At 44.0% G+C, this 26,625-nt stretch carries 18 protein-coding genes; 8 read left to right on the top strand and 10 right to left on the bottom strand.

Annotated elements, in window-relative coordinates; translation table 11 throughout:
- From sufD to AB5443_RS12935, 3 genes are all read left to right on the top strand, one after another.
- The coding region (sufD, locus tag AB5443_RS12945; protein ID WP_368119610.1) for a Fe-S cluster assembly protein SufD at positions 1-1,110 on the top strand (1,110 nt) is incomplete at its 5' end.
- Positions 1,111-1,128: 18 nt separating this feature from the next.
- A complete protein-coding gene (locus AB5443_RS12940) occupies positions 1,129-2,340 on the top strand; it encodes an aminotransferase class V-fold PLP-dependent enzyme (RefSeq protein ID WP_044655017.1) in 1,212 nt (403 codons plus the stop codon).
- 268 nt (positions 2,341-2,608) lie between these two features.
- Entirely contained in the window at positions 2,609-2,932 is a 324-nt protein-coding gene (locus tag AB5443_RS12935) for a heavy metal-binding domain-containing protein (protein WP_022137574.1), read from the top strand.
- An 81-nt stretch (positions 2,933-3,013) separates the two neighbouring features.
- Here the strand turns inward: AB5443_RS12935 and AB5443_RS12930 are convergent, their stop codons facing one another.
- Positions 3,014-5,203, bottom strand: coding sequence for an alpha-galactosidase (locus AB5443_RS12930; protein WP_277131594.1), 2,190 nt, complete (start codon positions 5,201-5,203; stop codon positions 3,014-3,016).
- Between the two features lie 509 nt (positions 5,204-5,712).
- Between AB5443_RS12930 and AB5443_RS12925 the strand changes: the two genes are divergently transcribed.
- The 3 genes from AB5443_RS12925 (at position 5,713) to AB5443_RS12915 (ending at position 10,344) form a co-directional block, all read left to right on the top strand.
- On the top strand, positions 5,713-7,917 hold the full coding sequence (locus tag AB5443_RS12925; protein ID WP_044655020.1) for a sodium-translocating pyrophosphatase: 2,205 nt from the start codon (positions 5,713-5,715) through the stop codon (positions 7,915-7,917).
- Between the two features lie 101 nt (positions 7,918-8,018).
- A complete protein-coding gene (locus AB5443_RS12920; RefSeq protein ID WP_277131593.1) occupies positions 8,019-8,621 on the top strand; it encodes a ribonuclease HII in 603 nt (200 codons plus the stop codon).
- A 181-nt stretch (positions 8,622-8,802) separates the two neighbouring features.
- Positions 8,803-10,344 (top strand): DUF5723 family protein, encoded by a 1,542-nt coding sequence (locus AB5443_RS12915; RefSeq protein WP_022137570.1) that lies wholly within the window; start codon positions 8,803-8,805, stop codon positions 10,342-10,344.
- Between the two features lie 127 nt (positions 10,345-10,471).
- Here the strand turns inward: AB5443_RS12915 and AB5443_RS12910 are convergent, their stop codons facing one another.
- Together AB5443_RS12910 and AB5443_RS12905 are read right to left on the bottom strand one after the other, a co-directional pair.
- Positions 10,472-11,401: a magnesium transporter CorA family protein gene (locus tag AB5443_RS12910; RefSeq protein ID WP_277131592.1), complete on the bottom strand. Its 930-nt coding sequence runs from the start codon at positions 11,399-11,401 to the stop codon at positions 10,472-10,474.
- Positions 11,402-11,628: 227 nt separating this feature from the next.
- Positions 11,629-13,527 (bottom strand): TlpA family protein disulfide reductase, encoded by a 1,899-nt coding sequence (locus AB5443_RS12905; RefSeq protein WP_368113673.1) that lies wholly within the window; start codon positions 13,525-13,527, stop codon positions 11,629-11,631.
- Between the two features lie 159 nt (positions 13,528-13,686).
- Between AB5443_RS12905 and gpmI the strand changes: the two genes are divergently transcribed.
- The gene (gene gpmI / locus AB5443_RS12900; RefSeq protein ID WP_073346836.1) at positions 13,687-15,201 is read left to right on the top strand and encodes a 2,3-bisphosphoglycerate-independent phosphoglycerate mutase; all 1,515 of its coding nucleotides are present in this window, start codon (positions 13,687-13,689) and stop codon (positions 15,199-15,201) included.
- 67 nt (positions 15,202-15,268) lie between these two features.
- Complete coding sequence (locus tag AB5443_RS12895) at positions 15,269-15,850, top strand: DUF3109 family protein (RefSeq protein ID WP_022137566.1); 582 nt, start codon at positions 15,269-15,271, stop codon at positions 15,848-15,850.
- Here the strand turns inward: AB5443_RS12895 and AB5443_RS12890 are convergent.
- The 7 genes from AB5443_RS12890 to AB5443_RS12860 form a co-directional block, all read right to left on the bottom strand.
- Positions 15,847-16,053 (bottom strand): hypothetical protein, encoded by a 207-nt coding sequence (locus AB5443_RS12890; protein WP_073346835.1) that lies wholly within the window; start codon positions 16,051-16,053, stop codon positions 15,847-15,849. The two genes, AB5443_RS12895 and AB5443_RS12890, sit on opposite strands and share 4 nt — an antisense overlap.
- A 172-nt stretch (positions 16,054-16,225) precedes the next feature.
- Positions 16,226-18,463 carry a beta-glucosidase BglX gene (bglX, locus tag AB5443_RS12885; RefSeq protein ID WP_368113672.1) on the bottom strand — a complete coding sequence of 746 codons (2,238 nt, stop codon included), beginning with the start codon at positions 18,461-18,463 and terminating at the stop codon, positions 16,226-16,228.
- A gap of 33 nt (positions 18,464-18,496) precedes the next feature.
- Complete coding sequence (locus AB5443_RS12880) at positions 18,497-19,828, bottom strand: glycosyl hydrolase (protein ID WP_022137563.1); 1,332 nt, start codon at positions 19,826-19,828, stop codon at positions 18,497-18,499.
- Positions 19,829-19,849: 21 nt separating this feature from the next.
- Positions 19,850-20,797 carry a family 16 glycosylhydrolase gene (locus AB5443_RS12875; RefSeq protein WP_083589234.1) on the bottom strand — a complete coding sequence of 316 codons (948 nt, stop codon included), beginning with the start codon at positions 20,795-20,797 and terminating at the stop codon, positions 19,850-19,852.
- A gap of 112 nt (positions 20,798-20,909) precedes the next feature.
- Positions 20,910-21,758: a hypothetical protein gene (locus AB5443_RS12870; protein WP_073346834.1), complete on the bottom strand. Its 849-nt coding sequence runs from the start codon at positions 21,756-21,758 to the stop codon at positions 20,910-20,912.
- 49 nt (positions 21,759-21,807) lie between these two features.
- Positions 21,808-23,382 carry a RagB/SusD family nutrient uptake outer membrane protein gene (locus tag AB5443_RS12865; protein ID WP_073346833.1) on the bottom strand — a complete coding sequence of 525 codons (1,575 nt, stop codon included), beginning with the start codon at positions 23,380-23,382 and terminating at the stop codon, positions 21,808-21,810.
- Positions 23,383-23,394: 12 nt separating this feature from the next.
- A complete protein-coding gene (locus AB5443_RS12860; protein WP_083589233.1) occupies positions 23,395-26,490 on the bottom strand; it encodes a TonB-dependent receptor in 3,096 nt (1,031 codons plus the stop codon).
- Between the last annotated feature and the right edge of the window lie 135 nt (positions 26,491-26,625).

Below are 26,625 nucleotides of genomic sequence, written 5' to 3'. Positions count from 1 at the left end.
GTGTTTAAGTGCGACGTGCCGAATATGAGCACCGCCCTGTATTTCGTAGTCAACGATGCATTTTATAACAAGGCACTTCCCAAAAGCCATTTGCCGGAAGGCGTTATCTTCGGTAGTCTGAAAGACGTAGCCGGACAACATCCTGAACTGGTGAAGAAGTATTACGGCAAACTGGCGGATACTTCCAAAGATGGCGTGACGGCTTTCAATACCACTTTTGCACAAGACGGCGTCATCTTCTATGTACCGAAAAATGTAATTGTGGAAAAGCCTATCCAGTTGGTAAACATCCTGCGTGCAGACGTCAACTTTATGGTAAACCGGCGTGTGCTGATTATCCTGGAAGATGGCGCACAAGCCCGCTTGTTGATTTGTGACCATGCCATGGATAACGTGAATTTCCTTGCAACGCAGGTCATTGAAGTCTTTGCCGGAGAGAATGCCGTGTTCGATATGTACGAACTGGAAGAAACACATACCAGTACAGTCCGTATCAGCAACCTGTACGTAAAACAGGAAGCGAACAGTAATGTCCTGCTGAATGGCATGACCTTGCATAACGGTACTACCCGCAATACAACCGAAGTGCTGCTGGCAGGTGAAGGTGCTGAAATAAACCTTTGCGGTATGGCTATTGCCGACAAGAACCAGCACGTAGATAATAATACAAGCATCGACCATGCAGTGCCGAACTGTACCAGTAAAGAGTTGTTCAAATACGTTCTCGACGACCAGTCGGTAGGCGCATTTGCCGGACTGGTATTGGTACGTCCCGACGCACAGCATACCAACTCGCAACAGACCAACCGGAACCTTTGCGCTACACGCGATGCCCGCATGTACACACAGCCGCAGTTGGAAATTTATGCCGATGATGTGAAATGTTCGCATGGAGCAACCGTCGGACAACTGGACGAGAATGCATTATTCTACATGCGTTCACGTGGAATCGACGAGAAAGAAGCCCGTTTGCTACTGATGTTCGCGTTTGTCAATGAAGTCATTGATACCATTCGTCTGGATGTGCTGAAAGACCGTCTGCATCTGTTGGTAGAAAAACGCTTCCGTGGCGAATTGAACAGATGCCAGGGTTGTGCAATCTGTAAATGATGATTAATCACTAAGAAAATGGATATTCAAAAGATACGTGAGGATTTCCCGATACTAAGCCGTACGGTCTACGGTAAACCTTTGGTTTACTTCGACAACGGTGCAACGACTCAAAAACCCCGTTTGGTAGTTGATTCGTTGGTGGACGAGTATTATTCCGTGAATGCGAACGTGCACCGTGGCGTGCATTACCTCTCGCAACAAGCCACGGAACTGCATGAAGCCTCCCGTGAAACGGTGCGTCAGTTTATCAATGCCCGTAGCACGGGCGAAGTAGTCTTTACCCGTGGAACAACGGAAAGCATCAATCTTCTTGTCTCCAGTTTTGGTGATGAGTTTATGCAAGCGGGCGACGAAGTTATTCTCTCAGTGATGGAACATCACAGCAATATCGTTCCCTGGCAATTGTTGGCAGCCCGCAAAGGCATCGCCATCAAAGTAATCCCCATGAACGACAAAGGTGAACTGCTACTGGATGAATACGAAAAGCTTTTCTCCGAACGTACGAAGATTGTCAGCGTAGTTCAGGTTTCCAATGTCTTGGGTACAGTAAATCCGGTGAAGGAAATGATTGCTACCGCTCATGCTCACGGTGTACCTTGCCTGATTGATGCAGCCCAGTCCATCCCTCACATGAAGGTGGACGTACAGGATTTGGATGCCGATTTCCTGGTATTCTCCGCTCACAAGGTATACGGCCCGACGGGAGTCGGCGTACTTTATGGAAAAGAAGAATGGCTGGATCGTATGCCGCCTTACCAGGGCGGAGGAGAGATGATTCAACACGTCTCCTTCGAGAAAACAACGTTCAACGAACTTCCTTTCAAGTTTGAGGCCGGTACGCCCGATTACATCGGAACTACAGGCTTGGCAAAAGCCCTCGACTACGTGAACGGCATCGGCATGGAAAAGATTGCGAAGCATGAGCATGAACTGACAACCTACGCCCTGCAACGCCTGAAAGAAATACCTGATATGCGTATATTCGGTGAAGCTGCCGACCGGGGGGCAGTAATCTCCTTTCTGGTAGGTAATATTCACCACTTCGATTTAGGCACTCTACTGGATCGTTTGGGGATCGCCGTCCGTACCGGACACCATTGTGCGCAACCCTTGATGCAGCGTCTTGGTATTGAAGGAACTGTCAGGGCATCATTCGCCATGTATAATACGAAAGCGGAGATTGATGCGCTGGTGGCAGGAATCGAACGCGTCAGCCGTATGTTTTAAAATATAAATCGCTGTTCCTGTGAGGAATGGCGATTTTTTTATTCTTTAACTAAAAAAAGATGCCTTCAAGTGCAGTAATTTGAAGTTTCAAGCGTCTAATATATAAAATGAATATTTGGAGGGTCGTGAGACTATGCTTATATTATAAATTCTCTCTCTTTAACATTAATGGCAGCTATATCGTAAAAAGTTACGGTATAGCTGCAACTTTTTAGGGGTGTTCCCCGTCTAATAGATAAGCGAATAAATTTAAAAGGAGAAAAAGACTATGTTAGTAACAACAACTCCCGTCATTGAGGGAAAACGAATAGTGAAGTATTACGGGATAGTTTCCGGCGAGACAATCATAGGTGCCAATGTGTTCCGTGACCTGTTTGCAAGCATCCGCGACATTGTAGGCGGACGTTCCGGAGCATACGAAGAGGTATTACGCAAAGCTAAAGATACCGCTTTGCAGGAAATGCAGGCACAAGCAGCCCAATTGGGAGCTAATGCCGTGATAGGTGTTGATTTGGACTACGAGACAGTAGGAGGTAGTGGCAGTATGCTGATGGTGACTGCCAACGGCACAGCCGTGAAGATTGAGGATTAATTGATTATTATTGTGTGTGTGAAAAAGAAAGGGGAAACGCCGGTAAACGGTGAATCCCCTTTTCTGTTTTTATTTATCTGTTTATTCCGCAGTCAATTCAATCACACGGCTGAAAGCTTGGTTTGTGGTGAACGCATGGATTCCCACTTTCATCAGATAATCTCCTGAATATGTCTTTTCGTTGGCGTCCAGATTAGATTTTTTGTTCGGCATCAGATTGATTTCTTTCACCTTATACATCTTCTTCGCATCCAATCCCTGTAATTTCACGGGAAGCAGCTTTTCTGCATAACGCGGATGAATGTCGTACGTATAGAGAACAGCCTTATTCTTGTCCGGTGCGGCATACATCACAGACATGTGGTTGCCGTCATAAGGGGAAACCAGTCTGTATTGGTCGCCGTCTAAAATTACTTTTTTCAAGCGTGTCCAGTTGGCTACCGCGTTCTGGCAATAAGTCAGTTCGTCTGCATTCAGTTCTTTCAGTCCGAGGTCGAAGCCTAATTTGCACATACTGGCTACGTCCGTGCGGAACTTTACACTAGTCTTTTTGTTCCAGCTGGTCACGTGTGCGCACATCGCTTTTGCTGGGAAGATTTGTGAAAATCCCCATTGGATAAACAGGCGTTCTATCGGGTCGGTGTTATCGCTGCACCAAAATTCCGTGTAATATTTCAACGCTTCATAGTCACAGCGTGCGCCACCACCGGAGCAAAGCATCATCGGCGTATTGGGATATTTCTCCTTTACACGTTTCAGCACATTGTAAATGCCGCGTACATGGTCGATATAAAGCTGTCCCTGCTTGTCCTTCAGATACGGAGAATAAATATTCGTGATCGGAGAGTTACAATCCCATTTGAAGAAAGCTACTTCGGGATTCTCGGTCAGGATATTGTCTACTACGCCGAAAACAAAATCCTGTACTTTCGGATTACTGAGGTCGAGCACCAACTGGTTGCGATAGTAATAAGTTTCGCGGTTGGGCAGCGTGATAGCCCAGTCGGGGTGTTTCTCGAACAGTTCACTTTTCGGGTTCACCATTTCCGGTTCAATCCAGATTCCGAATTTCACTCCGGCTTCCTTGGCGGATTTCACAAGTGCGGGAATACCGCCGGGGAGTTTGGACTTCATTACTTCCCAGTCACCCAGTCCGGCATTGTCACTGTTGCGCGGGTGCTTGTTGCCGAACCAACCGTCGTCGAGCAGGAACATATCCACACCGAGATGTCTGGCTTCCTTCATTAGTTCGGAGAGTAATTCTTCGTTGAATTTGAAGTAGGTGTTTTCCCAGTTGTTCAGCAGAGTGAGACGGTCGCCTTGTCCGTCCTTTAATTGATGGTTGCGTGCCCAGGCATGGAGATTGCGGCTGGCTTCGCCTGTACCGTTATTACTGAAAGTGAACATAAATTCGGGAGTCGTAAATACTTCGTTCGCTTTCAATTCATAATCAGAAGCATAAGGATTGATAGCCGGGATTACGCGGAGGTTGCCTACATTGTCCACTTCAAAAGTAAACTGGAAATTCCCTGTCCATCCGATAGTACCCAGCATCACACGTCCCTGTGTTTCCTGTGCCGGTTGCTCGATACCGAGTTCGAAGAACGGATGCGTGTGCATGGCGGCACGGCTTCCGAGCTTGGTGTCGATTACTTTCTTGCCGAATCGCAGCGGCTGTGTACTCATCTGTGCCTCTTTCGCCCAGTCACTGCTGAACTCAGTCAGATAATATTCATTTGCGGAGAAATAGAGCATGGTGGAAGCATAACGCCACAAAGTGACCGGCTTCTTTTCATTATGCTTTATTTCACTCCATGTTTTGATAACGTTCTCTTTCGGATAAGCGATATAATGCAAAGTCACTTCTACCGGATATTGGTCGTCTTTCAGACAGATGATTGTTTCCGTTCCGCCTGCGACTGCTTTCTGTTCGGAAGATACATAACGGAGGATGGTGCTCGGATTGCCATCGCTGTGCGTAATGGCTACGGCAGGTTCAAAGTAATCCTCTGCGCCGGAGCCCGGATATACTTCCCAGCCGCGGGTAGACACGCTTCCATCGCTACCGCCTTTCACATAAGGGGAGAAATGGTCAATGTCACGTTCGTTCAGCAACTTATCGCCGAGATAAGCCTGATAAAGGCGTCCGTTCGGAGCCACTTGAAGGATTAAATCCGTGTTGTCCGTTGCGATGCGGATTACATTCTGTTCTTGTGCGTCCACTAGCGTAAGCGTGAACAATGCCAGTAGCAATGCAAATAGTTTCTTCATGGTTTTTAATAATAATTATTCGGTATTAGTTAGTTTGCGGGTATTAGTGCGCCACAAAGATAATGATAATTTGTCATGTATAAGCGATAATCCGGTTGGTAGGGATAAAGATAGGCGGTAGAAGGCTACAGATAATTAATAAGGAATAAATAAAATTGCCTATACGTCTATAAATTAATCACTTATAGTTTCCTGTAATTTCCTAACATGGAAACTCACGTATCTCTACGGGGAAACAATCGTTTCCTTACGGGGATACGGTCGTTTCTCTACGAGGATACTGGCGTTTCCTTACGGGGAACCGAATTTGATGGTATACCATCTTATTATGAAGGGTAATTGTATGGAAACCAGCTAACAAGGCAAGTAACTACAAACGACTTGTTCATTCGGAACTATGTGCGAAAGATTGTTCCTTTCAGAGTAGAAAATTCTTTCTTCTTTGCTTGCTTTTTTCGATTGATTTCCATACTTTTAGCGACTGTAAACCCTTTAATAATTTTGAATCTATGGATAACATTCTTTTCTGGTTGGTTCCAGTCGCTTCCGTGTTAGCCCTCTGTTTTGCTTATTACTTTCATAAGCAAATGATGAAAGAGAGTGAAGGTACACCCCAAATGATAAAAATAGCCGCCGCTGTGCGCAAAGGGGCTATGTCTTATCTGAAACAGCAGTACAAAATAGTAGGTTGTGTATTCTTGGGACTGGTTATTTTGTTTTCGATAATGGCTTATGGCTTTCACGTACAGAACGCATGGGTACCCATTGCTTTCCTGACGGGTGGTTTCTTCTCCGGTCTTTCCGGTTTCCTTGGAATGAAAACGGCCACGTATGCTTCGGCACGTACCGCCAATGCAGCCCGTAACTCACTGAACGCCGGACTAAGAATCGCTTTCCGAAGCGGTGCGGTGATGGGACTGGTGGTTGTCGGCCTTGGTTTGCTTGATATTTCCTTTTGGTATCTGTTGCTGAACGCGGTAATTCCTGCCGACGCGCTGACGCCTACTCATAAACTCTGCGTGATTACTACTACGATGCTGACTTTCGGTATGGGAGCTTCCACACAAGCGCTCTTTGCCCGTGTGGGTGGCGGTATCTATACAAAAGCCGCTGACGTCGGAGCCGACCTGGTAGGCAAGGTGGAAGCCGGAATCCCGGAAGATGACCCGCGCAATCCTGCTACGATTGCCGATAATGTCGGTGATAACGTCGGTGACGTGGCCGGTATGGGAGCCGACCTATACGAATCTTATTGCGGTTCCATCCTGGCGACGGCCGCATTGGGCGCTGCCGCCTTTATCCATTCGGCGGATACGGTGATGCAGTTCAAAGCTGTAATTGCTCCGATGTTGATTGCGGCTGTCGGCATTATCCTTTCTATTATAGGTATATTCGCTGTCCGTACCAAAGAGAATGCGACGATGAAAGATTTGCTCGGTTCGTTGGCTTTTGGCACGAATCTCAGTTCGGCACTTATCGTAGCTGCTACCTTCCTTATATTATGGTTCTTGCAACTTGATAACTGGCTTTTGATTTCTTGTGCCGTAGTAGTCGGCTTGTTGGTGGGCATTGTAATCGGACGCTCTACTGAATATTATACTTCCCAATCCTATCGTCCCACGCAGAAATTGAGTGAAAGCGGTAAGACCGGCCCTGCTACGGTCATTATCTCCGGTATCGGTTTGGGAATGCTTTCTACAGCTATCCCTGTGATTGCCGTAGTGGTGGGTATCATTGCTTCCTATTTATTAGCTTCCGGCGGTGATTTTGCCAATGTTGGTATGGGATTGTACGGAATCGGTATTGCCGCTGTCGGCATGCTTTCTACACTGGGAATCACACTGGCTACGGATGCTTATGGCCCGATTGCCGATAACGCGGGTGGTAATGCTGAAATGTCCGGCTTGGGTGCTGAAGTCCGCAAGCGTACCGATGCGCTCGATTCATTGGGTAATACGACCGCCGCCACCGGAAAAGGTTTTGCCATCGGTTCTGCCGCATTGACCGGACTGGCTTTGCTGGCATCCTATATTGAGGAAATCCGAATCGGCCTGACCCGTCTCGGAAGTATGAACCTGACTTTCCCCGACGGAAGTCCCTTTAACGTGGCGAATGCGACATTTACGGACTTCATGAATTTTTATGAAGTGAACCTGATGAATCCGAAAGTGCTTGCGGGCATGTTTCTCGGTTCGATGATGGCTTTCCTGTTCTGCGGTTTGACAATGAATGCGGTTGGACGTGCAGCAGGACATATGGTAGACGAAGTGCGCCGCCAATTCCGTGAAATTAAAGGTATCCTGACAGGCGAGACGGAACCGGATTACGAACGTTGTGTTGAAATCTCGACAAAGGGTGCGCAGCGCGAAATGGTCGTTCCTTCCCTCATTGCTATTATTGCCCCTATCCTTACAGGGCTTATCTTTGGTGTTCCCGGTGTGCTTGGCTTGTTAATCGGTGGTTTGAGCAGCGGTTTCGTTCTGGCTATTTTTATGGCCAATGCCGGTGGTGCATGGGATAACGCAAAGAAGTATGTAGAAGAAGGCAACTTCGGTGGCAAAGGCGGTGAAGTTCATAAGGCAACCGTAGTAGGTGACACGGTAGGCGACCCGTTTAAGGATACGTCCGGCCCCAGCTTGAATATCCTGATAAAGCTGATGAGCATGGTAGCCATCGTGATGGCAGGACTTACTGTCGCCTGGAGTTTATTCTAAGAAGTGAGAAAGAAATAAGAAATAACCAAGAAAAAGGAGACAAAAAGCAAGTCTCCTTTTTTTATTTCCTTTACCTTTGCACCTGAATAAAAACGATAAAGATGTTATTACCTTATTTAAATGAGAATCTGATTGAAGCAGGATGCGACGAAGCAGGCCGTGGCTGTCTGGCAGGTGCGGTATATGCCGCTGCGGTTATTCTTCCGAAAGGTTTTAAGAATGAGTTGTTGAATGACTCCAAGCAACTGACGGAAAAACAGCGCTACACACTGCGTGAGATAATAGAAAAGGAAGCCATAGCCTGGGCGGTTGGCGTTGTCTCACCCGAAGAAATAGATGAGATAAATATCTTGCGTGCTTCTTTTCTGGCTATGCACCGTGCTGTCGACCAATTAACTACCCGTCCGCAACATCTGCTGATTGACGGAAACCGTTTCAATAAATATCCCGATATTTCCCATACTACTGTAATAAAGGGAGATGGGAAGTATCTTTCAATAGCCGCTGCATCCATTTTAGCCAAAACATACAGGGATGACTATATGAACCGTCTTCACGAAGAGTTTCCATCTTACGACTGGAATCATAATAAAGGTTACCCGACTAAAAAACATCGTACCGCCATTGCCGAACATGGGACTACTCCTTATCATCGTTTAACGTTTAACTTATTAGGAGATGGGCAACTCTCTTTGGATTTATAAGTCTGTTTTATCTCTTATAAAATTATATTTTCTACATTTTTTTGCAGAATAAGCACGATTTTGTTACGTTTAGTATTAAAATTGTTCTGTTTAGGCTGAAAAAGTGTTGCCCCGTGCTTTTATTTGTTATCGAAATACTATATATTTGCAAACGATAATAAGAATTAAAAAGTATAAAATCATGGCAACGAACAAGCTATTATGGTCTTCTAAGCTCATTGGGGTTTTTTCTATTATGTTGGTTTGCGCTCTTTCTGCAAATGCACAGTTCCTGCGTACTTCTTATTTTATGGAAGGGACGCACTATCGTCAACAGTTAAATCCGGCTTTGACACCGACGAAAGGTTACTTCAATCTTCCGGTAATTGGTGCCGTAAATGCAACGGTTGGTTCTACTTCGTTAGGATATCAGGATATCATTGATATCATTGATGATGGCGATGATTTCTATACCAAACCGGATTTCATGAATCGTCTGAAAGATAATAATAAACTGAATGTGAACTTCAGTACAGAGATTCTTTCTGCTGGATGGTACAAAGGAAAGAACTTTTGGTCATTCAATATCGGTCTTCGTACGGATATTGGTGCGAACTTGACTAAGAACATGTTTACTTTCCTGAATGAGATGGACGCAATAGAAGATAACTGGAGAAACAGTAATTATGATATTAGCAACCAGCAATTGAATATCAATGCTTATACAGAAATAGGTTTAGGACTTTCACGTCAGATCAATAGTCGGTTAACTGTTGGTGCTAGAGTAAAAGCACTATTAGGTATCGGTAATATGGAATTGAAACTCAATAAAATAGCAATGAGTGCTAATTTACCTACCGATCAACAAATCAATGAATGGTCAAGCGATAGTTATTGGTCTGGCAGTTCTGAGGCAATTGTTGCAAAAGCTCAAGATTTGAAAGCTAAGTTTGATAATTATCATGCAAACTTAACTGTTGGGGCCGAACTGAAGAGTTCTTTTAAAGGTTTGGAACTAAAAGAAGAAGAGGGGAAAGACTATGTAACCGATTTTGATTTTGATAGTGGTAAATTGGGTATAGCAGGTTATGGTTTCGGTATTGATTTAGGTGCGTCTTATAAAATCTTGGATAATTTGACTGTGTCTGCTTCTATCCTTGACTTAGGGTTTATTTCTTGGTCTAAATCAGCAACAAAAATTGCATCTGCTAATCCGGATCCAATTGATATTAAGGGAAGTACTTATGCAGGTATGATTGATCCTACTAATGCGCAATCTAGTGTTACAAATGCATTGAATAAGTTACAAAACGATGCTGAAAATTATATGGATCTTGTAACAAAAGGTGATGTACTTAACTACGATATGTTGCAACTTGAAGTTGGTGACGCAAAAGAATCTCGCAAGTCTCGTCTAGCTTCTACATTAGTAGTAGGTGCAGAATACGGCTTCTTCAACAATAAACTAGCAGTTGGCGCATTGTCTACAACTCGTTTTGTACAACCCGATGCACTTACTGAGTTGACCTTCTCTGCAAACTACCGTCCGAAAAGCTGGTTTAACGTAGCACTTAGCTACTCAGTAATCCAGTCAGCAGGTAAATCATTCGGTCTGGGTCTGAAATTAGGCCCGGTATTCCTCGGAACCGACTATATGTTCTTAGGAAAGAACTCTAACTCTGTTAACGGATTTGTTGGAGTATCTATTCCGTTGGGTGGAAGAAAAGTAAGCAAACAAGGATAAATATAGAATGAAATAGAATTTAATTTCTCTCTCTAAACATTCTCTTTTAATTAATTCTCTATCGAAGTAAAAACGTATAATTTCAGCCTACTGTCTGCGACTAGATAGTAGGCTGTATTTTTGGTATTTAGAACCATTTAATCTTTCTGAATATCACGAACGCCAGAGTTGACAATCCGATAGAGAATAATACAATCAGGGAAAAAGCGAAAGGAACCTCTTCCAAATGAATGTCCACATTCATGCCATAGAAACTGGCAATCAATGTCGGAAGCATCAGGACTATTGACAAGCTGGTCATGCGCTTCATGATTGTATTCACATTGTTGGAGATAATGGAAGCAAAGGCATCCATTGTTCCTGTGAGAATGTCACTGTAAATATTTACGGTATTAAGTGCCTGTTTCAATTCGATAATTACATCCTCTACCAGTTCCGTATCCAAAAAATCGGTATCTTGGAAAATCGTTTTCAGTTTACCGATCATCACTTCGTTTCCACGGATGGAAGTGTTGAAGTAAACCAGTGTTTTCTGTAGTTTCATCAGGCGGAGCAAGTCTTCGTTACGAATACTACGCTCCAACTCTTTTTCCGCGGCACTGATATCCAAATTGATTTGTTTCAGATACTTCAGGAACCATACGGCAGAAGAGTAGATAAGCCGGAAAATCAAGTCGAGCTTATTGCGGACAACAATACCTTTTCTGCGGGTGTGTTCGATAAAGTCCGGCAATAAGTCGGTGTCATGATAACAGACGGATACAATGATTTCATTGTTCGTGATAATACCAATAGGTACAGTGTCGAAGGGCAGACTGCCGTTCTGCTTGTTCTGCAACGGGATACGCAGGATGGTAAGCAGCCAGTTACCTTCCGTGTCCGTACGCGGACGTTCGTCCGTATCGGCTATATCGTCAAGAAATGATTCGGGAACATTGAGCGTCTTGGTCAGAAATTCAAAGTCATCATCATTCGGGCATACTACGTTTACCCAACTGTTGGGAAGCCATTGTGTCTTTTCCACAAAGCCGGCCTCACAATAAAGATACATTCTCATCTTATTGTCTCCTTTCGTTGTTTTGCACGAGCAGAGACACTAGTTTGCAATGACTCTGTTCGCTTTAATTAATACTAGTTGTGCACGTTCGCGGGTTTGAATCGTCCATATTTCTATGATTTTAATTTAAAAGCGGTGCAAAGGTAAGCAAAATCTGACGGATAACTTACCTTTACGTCATTTTTTATGGTTTCTTTCCGTACAAGACAGACTTTTTCTGTCATATCTTATAATTCCTCAGATTTCTTGAAATGTTTCTGAACATACTCTTCAAGCTCCCAAGCTGTTGGAGGATTGATGGTCACACTGCCGTCCTTTTGTATTAATTCGTAATGTGGAATACCGTTGAATTTGAATAATTCACGGAGATATTCGAATTCATTTTTACCAATCCGGTATGAAACTTCTCCTTCCAGATTTTTTGCTACATATTCATCGTATGTTTTTCTCGGGGATGAACGTTCGTCTGTGATATAGATGAACTGGATTTCGGGATGGTTCTTATAGTCTTTGCGTAATTGCGCAGTGGTCTCTATGCCCATTCTGCATCCGCCACAACTTGTAGCCCAAAAGTCAATAAACAATATTTTACCGGAATGCGCTTTGATGATATTCCGAAAGATTTCAGTAGCTTTTCCTTCCGGTAACCGGTAGGTTTTATCAGCTTTCTTTGAAAAGATGGTGTCGAATATACGATTCGTTTCAGCAGTCAGGATAGGGTATGTAAGATATTTATTCAGGCTATTTATATATTTCTTTGCGGCGGAAGGGGTATTATATGTCTTTAGGTCGTATTGTAAGCGGCGTACGAGTGTAGTCTGCCAAAGAAAACTATTATCCTGCCCGCTTAACAGGCTGATTACCGAGTCTCCTTTCGTCAGATACTCTTTGGCTTTATGGAGCGTCTGCTCATCCTGTTCTCGATTTGAAATATTCGGTGTTTCCTTATTGGCAGGACGAGAGAGGAACTTCTTTTCATAGGCATCGCTCTGGACTTCGCTTAGGGGTGGCATAAATTCAAACCGGTTGACAAACTCTCTATATCCTTTGTCTGCGAGCAAAGACTCGTCGTTCAAAGAAATATCTTTCAGAAAATCATAATAATTATTTCCCGCTTTCATCTTCAATGCCTGATTGGCAGTATCCCGCTCTGCAAAAACATTCCTATATGCCATGAAATTTAAAAGAATTTTTCCTTTTTCCAATGCTAACTTGTTTTTTATCAGATGAATCGCTTTGGGTGATGCCGCATAGATTTGTGCTAATGAGTCGCCAATCTGGTTGAGCCTGATAGATGCCGTTTGTATTTCTTGCTTAAACAAGTCAGGCGGAAATCCATTTTTTGCCTTTGTGTATACATCATTATCGTATCTTATTAAATCACTCAGCTTGTCATACATTTGAGAAAGAGCGGCGGAAGGCCCCATCATTTTAATGTTATCATAACTGCCTTCATCATCAACATATATGGATAATGTCTGTCCGGGTTCTATATAGAATGAAATATAATGGTTGCCTAGCGACAGGAGATTTTCTATTGGATAATTAAGTACAAGTTTGCATTCAAAGCTGCCGTCAGGATTTATGTTGACTACTGTGGGACGGTCTTCTCGTGTCAGTTCATTGCTTATTAACAGGGTGGTACCGGCTGTGTGGGTATATCTGTCTATATAGCCTTGCAGATAAGCGGTATCTTTGCGTATAAATTCTTTGAAGTCAGTTTCGGTTGTCACCAGAGGTTTGCTGTTTGTCTCTTTGGTATATCGCAGTTCATTGGAACCTTTGAATTTAATCAGGCAATCTCCGTCGGGTTGAGGAGCGAACCGTAACGTTTCTATAGCGGCATTTCTTTTGTCTTGCACGGTCAATTCGATGTAGTCGCCTAGTTTGCGTATGCTTTTATGGGTAAACATCCGGTTCTGTATGATGCATACGGAATCATAGATGCCATATTCCCATTGGTTGGGAATGTCCGCTCTGAACCAGTTTCCTCTGATAGATTGGAGAAGGGAAGTCTCATTCGTGAGATGGGAATTGCCTGCTGTTTTAACAGGGGAGTCGTTAATGTTTTGTGCGGTTGAAATACCGGATAATAGCAATGCAAGACTAAGTAGGATTGTTTTCATACTCTTCATGTTTGGAGGTTGTCTTACAAAGAAAGGAAAATCCTTGAGACTTCCTTTACTCATCCACTGTAACTTAACATAGATTAAACGTTCAGATTACCATCTTTTTCGTACCTTTGCGCCCGAAAATCAGAGTGATAATTTAAATATTGAAATATTATGAGCAAGAAAGCCCTTTTAATGATCCTCGATGGTTGGGGACTAGGTGACCAAAAGAAAGACGACGTAATCTTCAACACTCCCACTCCTTACTGGGATTATCTGACAACTACTTATCCTCACTCCCAGCTTCAGGCAAGTGGTGAAAACGTAGGTTTGCCCGACGGACAGATGGGTAACTCTGAAGTTGGTCACTTGAATATCGGTGCCGGACGCGTGGTTTATCAGGATTTGGTAAAAATCAACCGTGCATGTGCTGACAACAGCATAATGAAGAATCCTGAAGTTGTTTCAGCTTTCTCTTATGCAAAAGAAAACGGAAAGAACATTCATTTCATGGGCTTGACTTCCAATGGTGGCGTGCACAGCTCACTCGTTCATCTTTTCAAACTTTGCGACATCGCTAAAGAATACAATATCGACAATACATTCATCCACTGCTTCATGGACGGTCGCGACACTGACCCGAAGAGCGGTAAGGGTTTTATTGAAGAACTTACTGCACACTGCGAGAAATCGGGCGGAAAGGTTGCTTCCATCATCGGCCGTTATTATGCTATGGATCGTGACAAACGTTGGGAACGCGTGAAAGAAGCATATGACCTGTTGGTGAACGGTGAAGGTAAGAAAGCTACCGACATGGTTCAGGCAATGCAGGAATCTTATGATGAAGGCGTGACAGACGAATTTATCAAGCCGATTGTAAATGCAAACGTTGACGGAACAATCAAGGAAGGCGATGTGGTAATCTTCTTCAATTACCGTAACGACCGTGCAAAAGAGTTGACTGTCGTACTGACTCAGCAGGATATGCCGGAAGCAGGCATGCATACAATCCCAGGTCTGCAATATTACTGTATGACTCCGTATGACGCTTCTTTCAAGGGTGTTCATATCCTGTTTGATAAAGAAAATGTATCCAACACATTAGGCGAATATCTTGCTGCCAATGGCAAGAGCCAGCTTCATATCGCTGAAACGGAGAAGTATGCCCATGTGACATTCTTCCTCAACGGTGGACGTGAAACTCCGTTTGACAAGGAAGACCGTATCCTCGTTCCATCTCCGAAAGTGGCTACTTATGACTTGAAACCGGAAATGAGCGCTTACGAAGTGAAAGATAAACTGGTAGCTGCCATCAACGAAAACAAATACGATTTCATTGTAGTGAACTTCGCCAACGGTGACATGGTAGGCCATACCGGCATTTACGAAGCTATCGAGAAAGCAGTTATCGCTGTAGACGCTTGCGTGAAGGATGTAATCGAAGCTGCCAAAGCACAGGATTACGAAGCAATCATCATTGCTGACCATGGTAATGCCGACCGTGCTTTGAACGAAGACGGTACTCCGAACACCGCTCACTCTATGAACCCTGTTCCTTGTATTTACGTAACAGAGAACAAGGCTGCGAAAGTAGAAAACGGTCGTTTGGCTGACGTTGCTCCGACTATCTTGAAGATTATGGGTCTGGAAGTTCCGGCTGAAATGGACGGAAACGTTTTGATTAAGTAATTTGGATTTCTATAATCGGGAGGGCGGAGTACTACTCCGCCCTTTTTGTCTCACATAAGTTTTTAGTATGATACAGATTGGTGATGTAGTAGTGTCTCTTGATGTCTTTCAGGAAAAGTTTCTTTGTAACCTTGATGCTTGTAAAGGAGAGTGTTGCATTGAGGGTGATGCGGGTGCGCCTGTTGAACTGGATGAAGTGGAGAAACTGGAAGAAGTGTTGCCTGTTATTTGGGATGAACTGGCACCCGAAGCTCGTGCGATCATAGAGAAGCAAGGAGTGGTATATACAGACGAGGAGGGTGATTTAGTAACCTCAATTGTAAATAATAAGGACTGCGTCTTTACCTGTTATGATGAAAAAGGATGCTGCTATTGTGCTATTGAAAAAGCATATCGGGAAGGTAAAACAGATTTTTATAAACCGGTGTCCTGCCATCTTTATCCCATCCGAATCGGAGATTACGGGCCTTATAAAGCGGTGAATTATCATCGTTGGGACGTATGTAAGGCAGCAGTTTTACTGGGGAGAAAAGAGAATCTTCCTGTATATCAATTCCTGAAAGAGCCTTTAATCCGTAAATTCGGTGAAGAATGGTACAAAGAACTGGAAGTTGTTGCCGAAGAACTGAAGAAACAACATCTCATCTAGGATTTTCGTCTCTTACGGATACAATATACCTGATACAGCAATATACACAGGGCTATTACTATTCCGCAGGATGGAGCGATCCACGCTTCCGGATGAATGATAATCAGGAAAATGCAGGTGACGATAACGCAGGAAGTCAGGACAATAAGAAACAATCTCATTTTTGCAAGTAGCGGGTTAGGAATCGTAGTCTTCAATTTCATAGTTGCTGTTGTATTTGGTTTTTATGCAAGATAGTCATTTTGCCCGGAAATTGATTCTGTTGTTAGGTTTTATTAAGAGATGGACATAGATACAAAAATGCCGGTACTGGAAGGTGAATCTTTCAGACCGGCATTCTTTTAGATGAATAAAATGTAAGTTTTAATCAAATGACTAGTTGATCAGTTTGAAGTCTGCACCCACGCCGGACTGACTGTCGGTAGCTATCCATACGGTGAAGTCACCGATTTCTGTACGTCGTTGCATATCATCATTCCAATAGGCCAGATCATCAGTAGTAAGGGTGAACTCAACCTTTTGTGTCTCTCCGGCTTTAATCATCACTTTCTTGAATCCTTTCAGTTCTTTCACGGGGCGAACCAATGAACCGACTTTATCACGGATATATAACTGCACTACTTCCTGTGCGTCGTATGAACCATTATTAGTAACATCGCAGGCAACGGTTAATACATCGCCCTGTTTTATATTGCCGGCAGAAAGCTGACAGTCTCCATATGTAAAGGTAGTATAGGAAAGTCCGTATCCGAATGGGAACAAAGGACCGTCCCCGGCATCCAGATGGTAACTGGTAAAACCGATAGATGTCTGTTTGGCACCTACTTCAATATCATCTATCAATGTGATATTTGATGCCGGTCTGCCTGTATTCTTATGTGCATAATAGATAGGCACCTGTCCGACCATACGCGGGAGAGTTACCGGCAGTTTACCGGAAGGAACAGCTTTGCCGAACAGTAAATCAGAGATAGCCGGTCCTGCCATCGTTCCACCGTGGAAAGTATATAATACGGCATCTGCCATGTCTACTTCCTCGGGGATAGTTAATGGTCTTCCTGCCATAATTACCAATACAACCGGTTTTCCAGTAGCCTTCAATGCCCTGAGCATTTCCGTTTGTTTTCCGGGTAAACTGATATCCGCACGGCAACGGGCTTCGCCCGATAATACGGCTTCTTCTCCTGCAAAGAACAGGATGACATCTGCTTGGCAGGCCGCGGCTACGGCTTTGGCTATTCCGGCTTCACTCTTATCCCGGCTGTATGTTAATCCCGGTTCGGCAATTACGCGGATCTTATTTTCACATTCCTGTTGTATCGCTGTCAGTGGTGTGACACAATGTTCGGGCTCTGCGTCGAAACACCAGGTTCCTATCTGGTCGGCAGGCGCGTCTGCCAGTGGTCCTACTACTGCTACCGATTTGATCGAAGAATTCAGTGGTAAGGTCTGCAGGTTATTCTTCAATAAGACAGCGCTTTCAATGGCTGCTTCTTTAGCCTGCTGTAAAGAAGAATCCAGATAAAAGGCTGAGGGGGCACCTTCCTTGATATATGGATTATCAAATAACCCCAGTCGGAATTTCAATCGAAGAATATTGCGTACTGATTCGTCGATAAGTTTCTCATCCACCTTTTTTTCTTTTATAAGTTCTTCCAGATGATTGATATAAGCATAACTCATCATGTCCATATCAACTCCGGCAATGGCGGCTTTCTCGCCTGCTTCTTTCAGGTCGGCACAGAAACCGTGAGGAATCATTTGTTGGATGGAACCCCAGTCGCTGACTAACAAACCGTCGTATTTCCACTCGTCGCGTAGAATCTGGCGATTCAGGAAGGTGCTGCCGGAAGAAGGCACTCCGTTGATGTCATTGAAAGAACACATGAAAGTAGCTGCCCCGGCATCTACGGCTGCTTTGAAAGGGGGAAGATAAAGTTCGCGGAGTTGTAGCTCCGGTATCCAGGTGGTGTTGTAGTCTTTACCGGATTCGCTGGCCCCATAGGCTGCAAAATGTTTGGCACACGCAGCTATGCTGGTAGGTGAGGAGAGAGTGTCTCCCTGAAATCCTTTAATCATTGCATTTCCCATTACAGTAGTCAGATAAGGGTCTTCCCCGCATGATTCGGCAATACGTCCCCAGCGCGGATCCCGGCTGATGTCAATCATGGGAGCGAATGTCCAGCGGATACCTACTGAACTGGCTTCCAAGGCTGCGACACGCGCGCCGTTCTCAGCTACTTGCGGATTCCAGCTTGCTGCTTGCCCCAATGGAATGGGGAAGATAGTCTTGAAACCATGAATGACATCTCGGGCAAAAATAAGCGGAATACCCAGACGGCTTTCTTCCACGGCAATATGCTGAAGTTTATTGGTGGTCGCTAAATCCAATTCATTAAGGATAGAACCGATTTCGCCGTTCCGAATGGCGTCTTGCATATCTTCGGCCAGCCCGAGTCCTGTTAACTGGTTCATCTGATCGATTTTCTCTTTCAGAGTCATCTTAGAGAGTAGAGCATCTATCTTCTGTTCCGTACTGTCTTGCCCCGGTTTGCAGGCAAGAAGGCTAAATACGGTCAGACCGTAGACGGTGGCTTTCTTTAATGTATTCATTTTCTTTTATATTTATACCTATTGTTATTGGACTTAGTCTTTGAAATGCAACCAATTTAATGCAATATTGCCTGTAGTGACTTTTATACGTAACGTTTGCTTACCTGCTTTTAGTTGGATGTTGGTAGTGACAGTAGTCCATTTGCTGTCTACATTAGGCAGGTCTAGTGTTGCTGCCGTACCTTTGTCTATAGTTATCTCAACCTTGTTATCTCTGAAACTGGTATAACGGATATCCAACTGGTAAGTTCCGGCTTTAGGAGCATCCAGTTGATATTCCAGCCATTGTTCCTGTTTCAAATCATAAACATCCAATATGCCCGAGATATCGGTTGTAGGACGCAGGTGTGCGCTGGCTGATGTTAAATTCTCAACTGTGTTTATTGAACTGTAGTGTTCGGCGGGAATAACTTGATTCTTACTGTAATAAGCTGTTTTATCCAGAGAGGACATGTTCACAAACACTGTTCCAAGCTCAGTCAATGCATTGGGCTTACTTGGTAATAAGCTGTTGCTGGTTGTACCGGTACCTGGGTCGGTCGGTCCAATACCTCTTGGGATGAACCAGGCATAGCGGAATACGTCAGGATCAGATTCAAGATAATGAAGAGTCTCGCTCATATAGTTCATCTGGCTTGATATGCTAATCTTATTACTACTGGGCCATGCACAGAATTCTGTTAACCAAATAGGTTTTCCATATTTTTTGAACATGCTTACATAGTTGATAAGAGAAGAAGGGCTTTCCATGTAACAATGGATAGCTATACCGTCTACATCACTGAGGGGAACGTTGCTGAAAAACTCGTCCAACCATTTGATCGGGTCACTATAATCCGGCAATGTTCCGTAGTTCATAGCCGGAGATATGAGCTTCAGGTTTAGTTCAGAAGCTAATGCACGCAGTGCAGGCCATTGTGCGGCAGCTTCCTGGGGTGTCATTCTTGCCTGGTCTGTCAGATTAGGCTCATTGTATGCAAGCAGATATTTACATTCCGGGTGTGCGTTGACGTACCTGCGAATCTTGGGAGCGATGTCTGGATTGGCATTCCATGACATTGGGCAATAGTCGATTTGTTGCTTGCCGAACTCGGTGCTTAAATCGGAAGAAATCTCTGTCCCCCAGTTGTAAGCCCAGGATATGGCGCTTCCCAACATTTGCGTGTCTTCTTTGGGGAGCTGGAAACTATAGCTGACTCCACGTTTTACACTACGTTTCTGTATACCGGTGTAGGTGACTGGCTCTTCCTGCGGATCCTGTGTCCCGTCGGGGTCTTCAGGTGTTTGAGGAACTCCGTCATCCGAAGCGGAACAGGCTCCGAACATCAGTGTGGATAATATGAGTGAATAGAATATCTTTTTCATGGCTTGAATGGTTGAGTCGATTTATTTATTTTTCTGATAGACCTTGACAAAGTCTACATACATTTTGGCTTCCTCATCAGGCAATGCCGTTATTTGGGCAGGATTCAATATACCGGTGAAATATCCTCCTACGGCGAGATTGAAGAGTATGAAACAGTCTTTATGGAAGTAGTTTCCCGGTGATTTGTCTGTAGACCTATCCGTAATAGCCATTTCATAATAAGGTGTTACATCTGGATTTTTATCTAGATCAAGATACATTTTTATAGCATTCTCGTCCCAAATTAATGTATATAAGTGGAATTTGCCATCTTGCAAACTGTAAGGAGCTGTACAGGCTTTTGCATAATTGGGGTATCCTGCTCCTTCATAATATCCCCAGTGGCAGGCGCCATTGAAGTATTTTTCGGTTTTATTACCCTTTATTCCGTCAGTATGCCCCATTTCTAAGATGTCTATCTCTCCGCAGCGAGGCCATCCGTTTGTCGCATAGTCTGCGCCTAACATCCAGAAAGCAGGCCAAAGACCATTCGCTGTTTTAGGTAGTTTGATGCTGGCTTCTATCTTACCATAAGTAAACTTATGCTTGCCATCTGTATTCAAACGACCTGAGGTGAAAGAGCGACCTTCATAACTTTCTTTTTTGGCAGTTATAATCAGACAACTCTTTTGGCTGTCCGGTTCTTTGCCTATGCTTATATTTTCGGCACGATAATATTGTAGTTCGGCATTGCCGTTACCGTTTCCGTTTATTTCAATCTTCCAGTTATCCTGATTAAGCGGGGATTGGTTGAATAAGTCCTGCCATACTAATGCATAACCATCTACTTCTCCCGAACCTGTCTCATCTGCTTCTTCCGTAGGAGTTTTAGGTTCTTCTGTTCCGGGGTCATCTGTTTCCGAACAGCTTACGAATGCAAATGCGAGCGCTATGGCGAGTGTAAACATACAGTTGTTTTTTGCTTTCATGCTATAAATTTAATTTTGAGGAGTAATTAGTCTCCACCATGGGTTCTCAGAGAGAGCAAAAAGAGGTGGAGACTAATGGGACTAATACCTGTTGAGCTTGCTATTCTTTCGATTATTTTTTCTTATAAATGAAGACTGCGTCAAAGTCAAAGGTAGTACCGGCTACTCCTCCGCTCAAGAAGCTAAGAACATTTGTACCTTTGGTTTCTATGTCGCTTTTGTTTAAATAATCAAGTCCGCCTGCTGCTGGTTTCATAAACTCTGTGATAGGGATATTAAGTTCGTTCCATTCGCCATCAGTAGTGATAGGAGCATAGGGCTGGAATGTGTCGCCATCTACGAACGGTGCATTCCCTATAGCAACTTTTCCTGTATTATTGCTTCCGAAATTAAGCAAAAGAAGGTGAGACTTACCGGCTTGTTTCGTTTTTACAGAAATGTGTAGGAAATATTTTTCGGGTTCTTTACCTATTTCCATCATTTTGAGTAAATCGTCCTTGCAGTATGCCGGCACACTATATCCTGCGCCTGACCAACCTACACTGGTCACTACGAGACTCGTCCAACCTTGAACCAGGCCGTAGCAGTTCGGACCTTGAGGTGTTCCTGCTTCATATGTGTTATCCCACACATAGAGATGTCTTGTTTTAGCTGCCTCTTCTTCTGTTTCTCCGTCAACGCCGTTTGCATAGAATTCGGCTATCACTTTACCTTTTATCTTCTTTGCACATGTTTCGTCCAGTTGGATAACATAATAGTTGCTTCCTTCCAAAGAGCCACTTGGGTCGACGATACCACTCAGATCTTCATCATCATCTCCACCATTTCCGTCATCTCCTCCCGGTGTTTCAGTATCCGGTTTCTTGGGTTCTCCGTCATCATCGCTACCACCACAACCTGCAAATGTAAATCCCATTAATAATGCGCTGATAAATAACAGCATTAAATTCTTCTTTTTCATGATAATTAAAGTATTAAATTAGACAATAAAGTTTTTATAATATTGTTTTTTAGTATCCGGAGTTTTGCGTTAATCCTCCTAAATTGACTTCTTCTTGCGGAATAGGGAATAATTCATGTTTTCCTTCAATGAAGTCACCCATTTCGGCCTTGGCTTCTGCACTCTCACCCGCTTTATAAGCATCCATTGTGGATTTGGCAATTCCCCAGCGGCAGAGATCGAACCAGCGGTGACCTTCCATGGCCAGTTCTACCCGGCGTTCATGGCGAATGGCTTTTATTAAGTCCTCCTTATTGTTGTCATTGTAACTGCCATAAGGAAAGTCCGGGAGTATGTTTGGGGTATTTCCGCGAGCCCTCTGGCGGACTGCATTGAGTGCACTCTTGGCGGAAGGTAAATCGTTGGTTTCACAACATGCTTCGGCATACATCAATAATACGTCGGCATATCTGATCACTTTATTGTTGATGGGAGAGCGAGTCGTATGTGATAATGAAGCATATCGGTTGTTTTCGTCCATCAATGTATATTTCCGGCTTACGTATCTGCTGCCTAGATAAATTTCTTCTGTTGGAGTCGTAATTTGTGCATCTGTCGGATTTAAGATGGAAATATCACGGCGCGGGTCACCATTTTCAAATTCATTATAAAGATTCTGTGTCGGCTTGTTGAATCCCCATCCGGAAGTACCGAATGCAGTAGAACGTGAACGTGTCAGAATCGTAGTGAATGTTCCGCGGGTAAATCCGTTTCCTTCACCAAAGTCGGAAGTCGGTTCATCCATATATTGAATTTCAAATACGGATTCCGGACCGTTTTCTCCTTCCAGTGTGAAATTGTCTGCGTATTGTTCGCATAATCTATATTCACCGGCTTCTGCCTGGAGTTTGATGAACTCTCCCCATTTCTTAGCCTCAGTATAATTATGCATGTATAGATAGACTTTCAACAGCATAGCTTGTGCGGCTCCTTTGGTTGCGCGGCCTAAATCAGCATCTTCATATTCACTCTTTTTCCAGAGTACAGGTTCTGCGGCAAGAAGGTCTTTAGTGATCAGGTCGTAAATTTCCTCTTTGGTGGCGCGTGGCTGTTTCCACTTTTCGCTGCTATAGATTACGTAATCTACTTTAGGGACTCCGCCGAACATTCGTACAAGGCGAAAATAGTACATGGCACGCAGGAACTTTGCCTCCCCAACCAATCTGTCACGTAGTTTTTCTGTGAATTTTTCATCCACTTCCATTCTGGGGATTTCTTCGATTGCTAAATTGCATCGTGCTACTCCTTGATATTGGGCGCGGTAATAATCTAAGAGTAATCCGTTGTTGGAAATGGTCTTGAAGTTCTCAAGGTCATAGACGTCAGCCATATCCGACAGGTTTTGTCCGCCTTTCAGGGCATCATCCGATACTACGTCGCCAATGAACCATTCGGGGTAATAGGTGTTATTGTATTCCCACATGAGAGGTACGTAAGCAGCATTGACTGATTGTACCGCTGTTTCTTCGTTGGTAAAGAAGTCTTCAGATTTGGTAACCATTGGACCTTCTTCTGTCAGCCAGTCATTGCAGGAAGTCAGCCCTGCTGAAAGGCATAATATGCTGATGTAGATATATTTTCTCATTTTTCGTCGATATTAGAAGTTAATATTTGCGCCTAACATAAAGGTTCTGGACTGCGGGTAGTTACCATAATCTACACCACCACCAACTTCCGGGTCGTATCCGGTGTACGGGGTAACTGTGAATAGATTGTTAGCAGATAGGTAAATACGACATCTGCTGAGTCCTACCTTTCTGACTATTGCCGTGGGTAGTGTATAACCGATTTGCAGATTTTTCAGTCGTAAGTAAGCTCCGTTCTCGATGAGGCGGCTGCTATTTTCTTTGTTGGTCGAGCTTCCGTAAGGATTCGGAATGTCACCTTCCGGGTTTGATTTAGACCATACATTGCGCATCGTTGTGCTCAGTGTCGCTTCATTTCCGGTTCCTTCTGTCCGGAGTCTTACAGCATTGAATATTTTGTTGCCATATACTCCCTGGAAGAAGAGTTGCAAATCAATACCTTTCCAGTCTGCTCCGAGGTTCAATCCGTAAGTCAGCCAGGGGAACGGGTTGCCTAAGTCGGTTTTATCATCATTGTCAATTTTACCGTCTCCGTTCAAGTCTTTGTAGCGGGCATCTCCAGCATGGTAACTGATAGAGTTGGGCTCATCTTTATATGAATATAAGTGATCCAGAGCTTCCTGGTCGGTTCGGTAGATTCCTTCATATTGATATCCCCAGAATGTATATAGTGGCAGTCCTTCATCGCTGATTGTACGGTCACCATACACTTTCTCTCCACCGTTTAGGGCGGTCAGTTTATTGTTGATAAATGAGACGTTACCGGCTACAGAGTAGTTTACCTGTCCAATTCGATTCTGGTGATTAAGTGATATTTCAATACCTTTGTTTCTTACAGTGCCTACGTTTGCAGTGGCATCATAGCGGTTACCTACATGTGCCGGAGCTTTTACTCCTAACAGCATTTCTTTTGTATCACGAAGGAATAAATCGACTGTACCGGAGAGTTTATTGTTGAATAATCCGAAGTCTACGCCGGCATTCCATTGTTCCGTAGTTTCCCATTTTCCACCGCTGTTTACGTAGGTTAAGATAGTTGCGCCGTTGGCAAGAGCCTGCTCTCTCCCTAGTACATAATCAACGAAAGTAGGTCCCGTATTCATCATTTTAAGAATAAAACTGTCATCACCGATTTTATCATTGCCGATGCGTCCCCAGCCGACACGTACCTTCAGATTATCAAGCCAGGTAATATCTTTCATCCAATTTTCCTCACTGATTCTCCATGCCAAGGCCGTTGATGGAAAGTATCCCCATAAGTTTTCCGGGAATTTACTGGAAGCATCTGCACGAAAGTTTACTGTGATCAAGTAACGGCTGTTGTAAGAGTAATGCAAGCGACCCAACATTGAGAATCTTCGAGAACGGCTGGCAGAGTCGGAAGCTTTTGTCTGGTCTTCGGTTGCCTGAGACAAATACCAGTTTGTTTCTTTCGGATTCAGGATTGAAGAGCCGGCACCACCAATGCTATAGTAGTTGTATTCTTCCATTGTCTGACCCACCATGGCAGAGAAACTGTGTTTCTTGATATCTTTGGTATAAGTCAGTGTGTTTTCGACACCTATATTCGAATATCGTGCCATACTGCTTGATATGAAGTTCTTTTCAGCCTTGTCGTAACTGGAGTACTCATATTTGCTCTTATACAGTTTCGAACGTGTGTTTGTTAAATCAAGGCTGACATCAGAACGGAAAGTGAGCCCCTTGATTGGAGTCAGTTCCAGATAAAGGTCGCCTACCCAACGCTCTGTCTTGTCTGACGGTTCAGATGTATAGACCATTGAATATGGATTAACCACATTCTTGAAGTTAGAAGCAGCACTGATCTGACCACTCAGATCTTTTCCGTTTTTGTTGACACTTCCATCTGGATAATGAGTCGGATCCCAAGGAGCCATGGCAATAGCTGCCGAAAGCACTGATGCACCGGGACTACTATTATTATTCATTGCATTGCGCCCATGTGAACTCATGAACGAGAGGTTCTCGCCAATTTTTAACCAGCTTTTTACCTGATGAGAGGAATTGGCGCGCAAAGTAACTCTGGCATAATCCGACCCCATAATAGTACCTTCTTGTGTGAAGTAACTTCCACTGATGGAGTAACTGCTTTTCTCATTTCCACCGTCTACGGATACATGATAGTTCTGCACAAGTGCGTTCTTTTGGAATACTTCGTCCTGCCAGTCTGTTTCGATTGTGGAATAGTCGAGTTTGGTAGGATAGTATTCTGAATCTCCCAGACGATAGGCGCGTAACCATTTATTGAAGCCATTCTTTTCGTAAAAGTTCATTTCTGATTTTACATTATTCATATTGATTAATGTCTCGGCAAATTCCTGGCTTCCCATCAAGTCCAGTTTGTTCCAACGGTTCTGTACACCTGCATATACATTCAGTGAAACGACAGCTTTTCCGTCTTTTCCGCCTTTCTTGGTTGTAACTAGGATCACACCGTTTGCACCACGCGAACCGTAGATAGCTGTGGCTGAGGCATCTTTCAATATTTCAGTGGATTCAATATCACTCGGACTCAGATAGGTGATATTATCTACAATCACTCCGTCTACCACATAGATAGGTGCGCTGTTGTTTACCGTACCGATACCACGGATACGTACTTCGGCGGCAGCACCCGGTTGGCCGGAGTTGGCGTTGACCGTGACACCGGCGGCACGTCCCTGCAAAGCCTGATCCAGTCCGGCGGCGGGAGTCTTTTGTAGTTGGTCGGCTTTTACGGAAGCAACCGAACCTGTGAGGTCGCTTTTCTTCATCGTACCGTAGCCGATAGCTACTACTTCATCCAGCATCTGCGCATCCGGTTGCAATACTATATTCATTGCGCCGGCTTTTTGTACTGTGGCTTCATGCTTTTTGCATCCTACATACGTGAATACTAAAGTCTTTCCTTTACTCACATTGATGGAGTAATTACCATCCATGTCCGTAATGGTTCCTTCATTAGTAGTACCTTTTACTGAAACTGTAACGCCCGGCAGTGAGAATCCGTCTTCTGCGGAAGTGACCTGACCAGTGACCCGAAGGGCTTGGGCGAAAGAGATTTGTCCTAGCAGCACGCTGCAAAAAATAAGAATAACTCTTTTCATGGTATTAATTTTAAGTGTAACTCAATTTTATGTCCGGAATCAATTCCCTATCTTGTTCCGACGTTGCAAAGATATGGGCATTCGCTCCTGAATACTTCGTAATTTGTTTCACAAGAACTCAACATTGTCCAATTA

Origin of the sequence: Bacteroides sp. RTP21281st1_H5_RTP21281_210402 (assembly GCF_040918965.1) — a bacterium.
Taxonomy (GTDB): Bacteria; Bacteroidota; Bacteroidia; order Bacteroidales; family Bacteroidaceae; genus Bacteroides; species Bacteroides congonensis.
The sequence above is the reverse complement of the archived record's forward strand: the minus strand, read 5'-3'. Positions and strand labels throughout refer to the sequence as shown.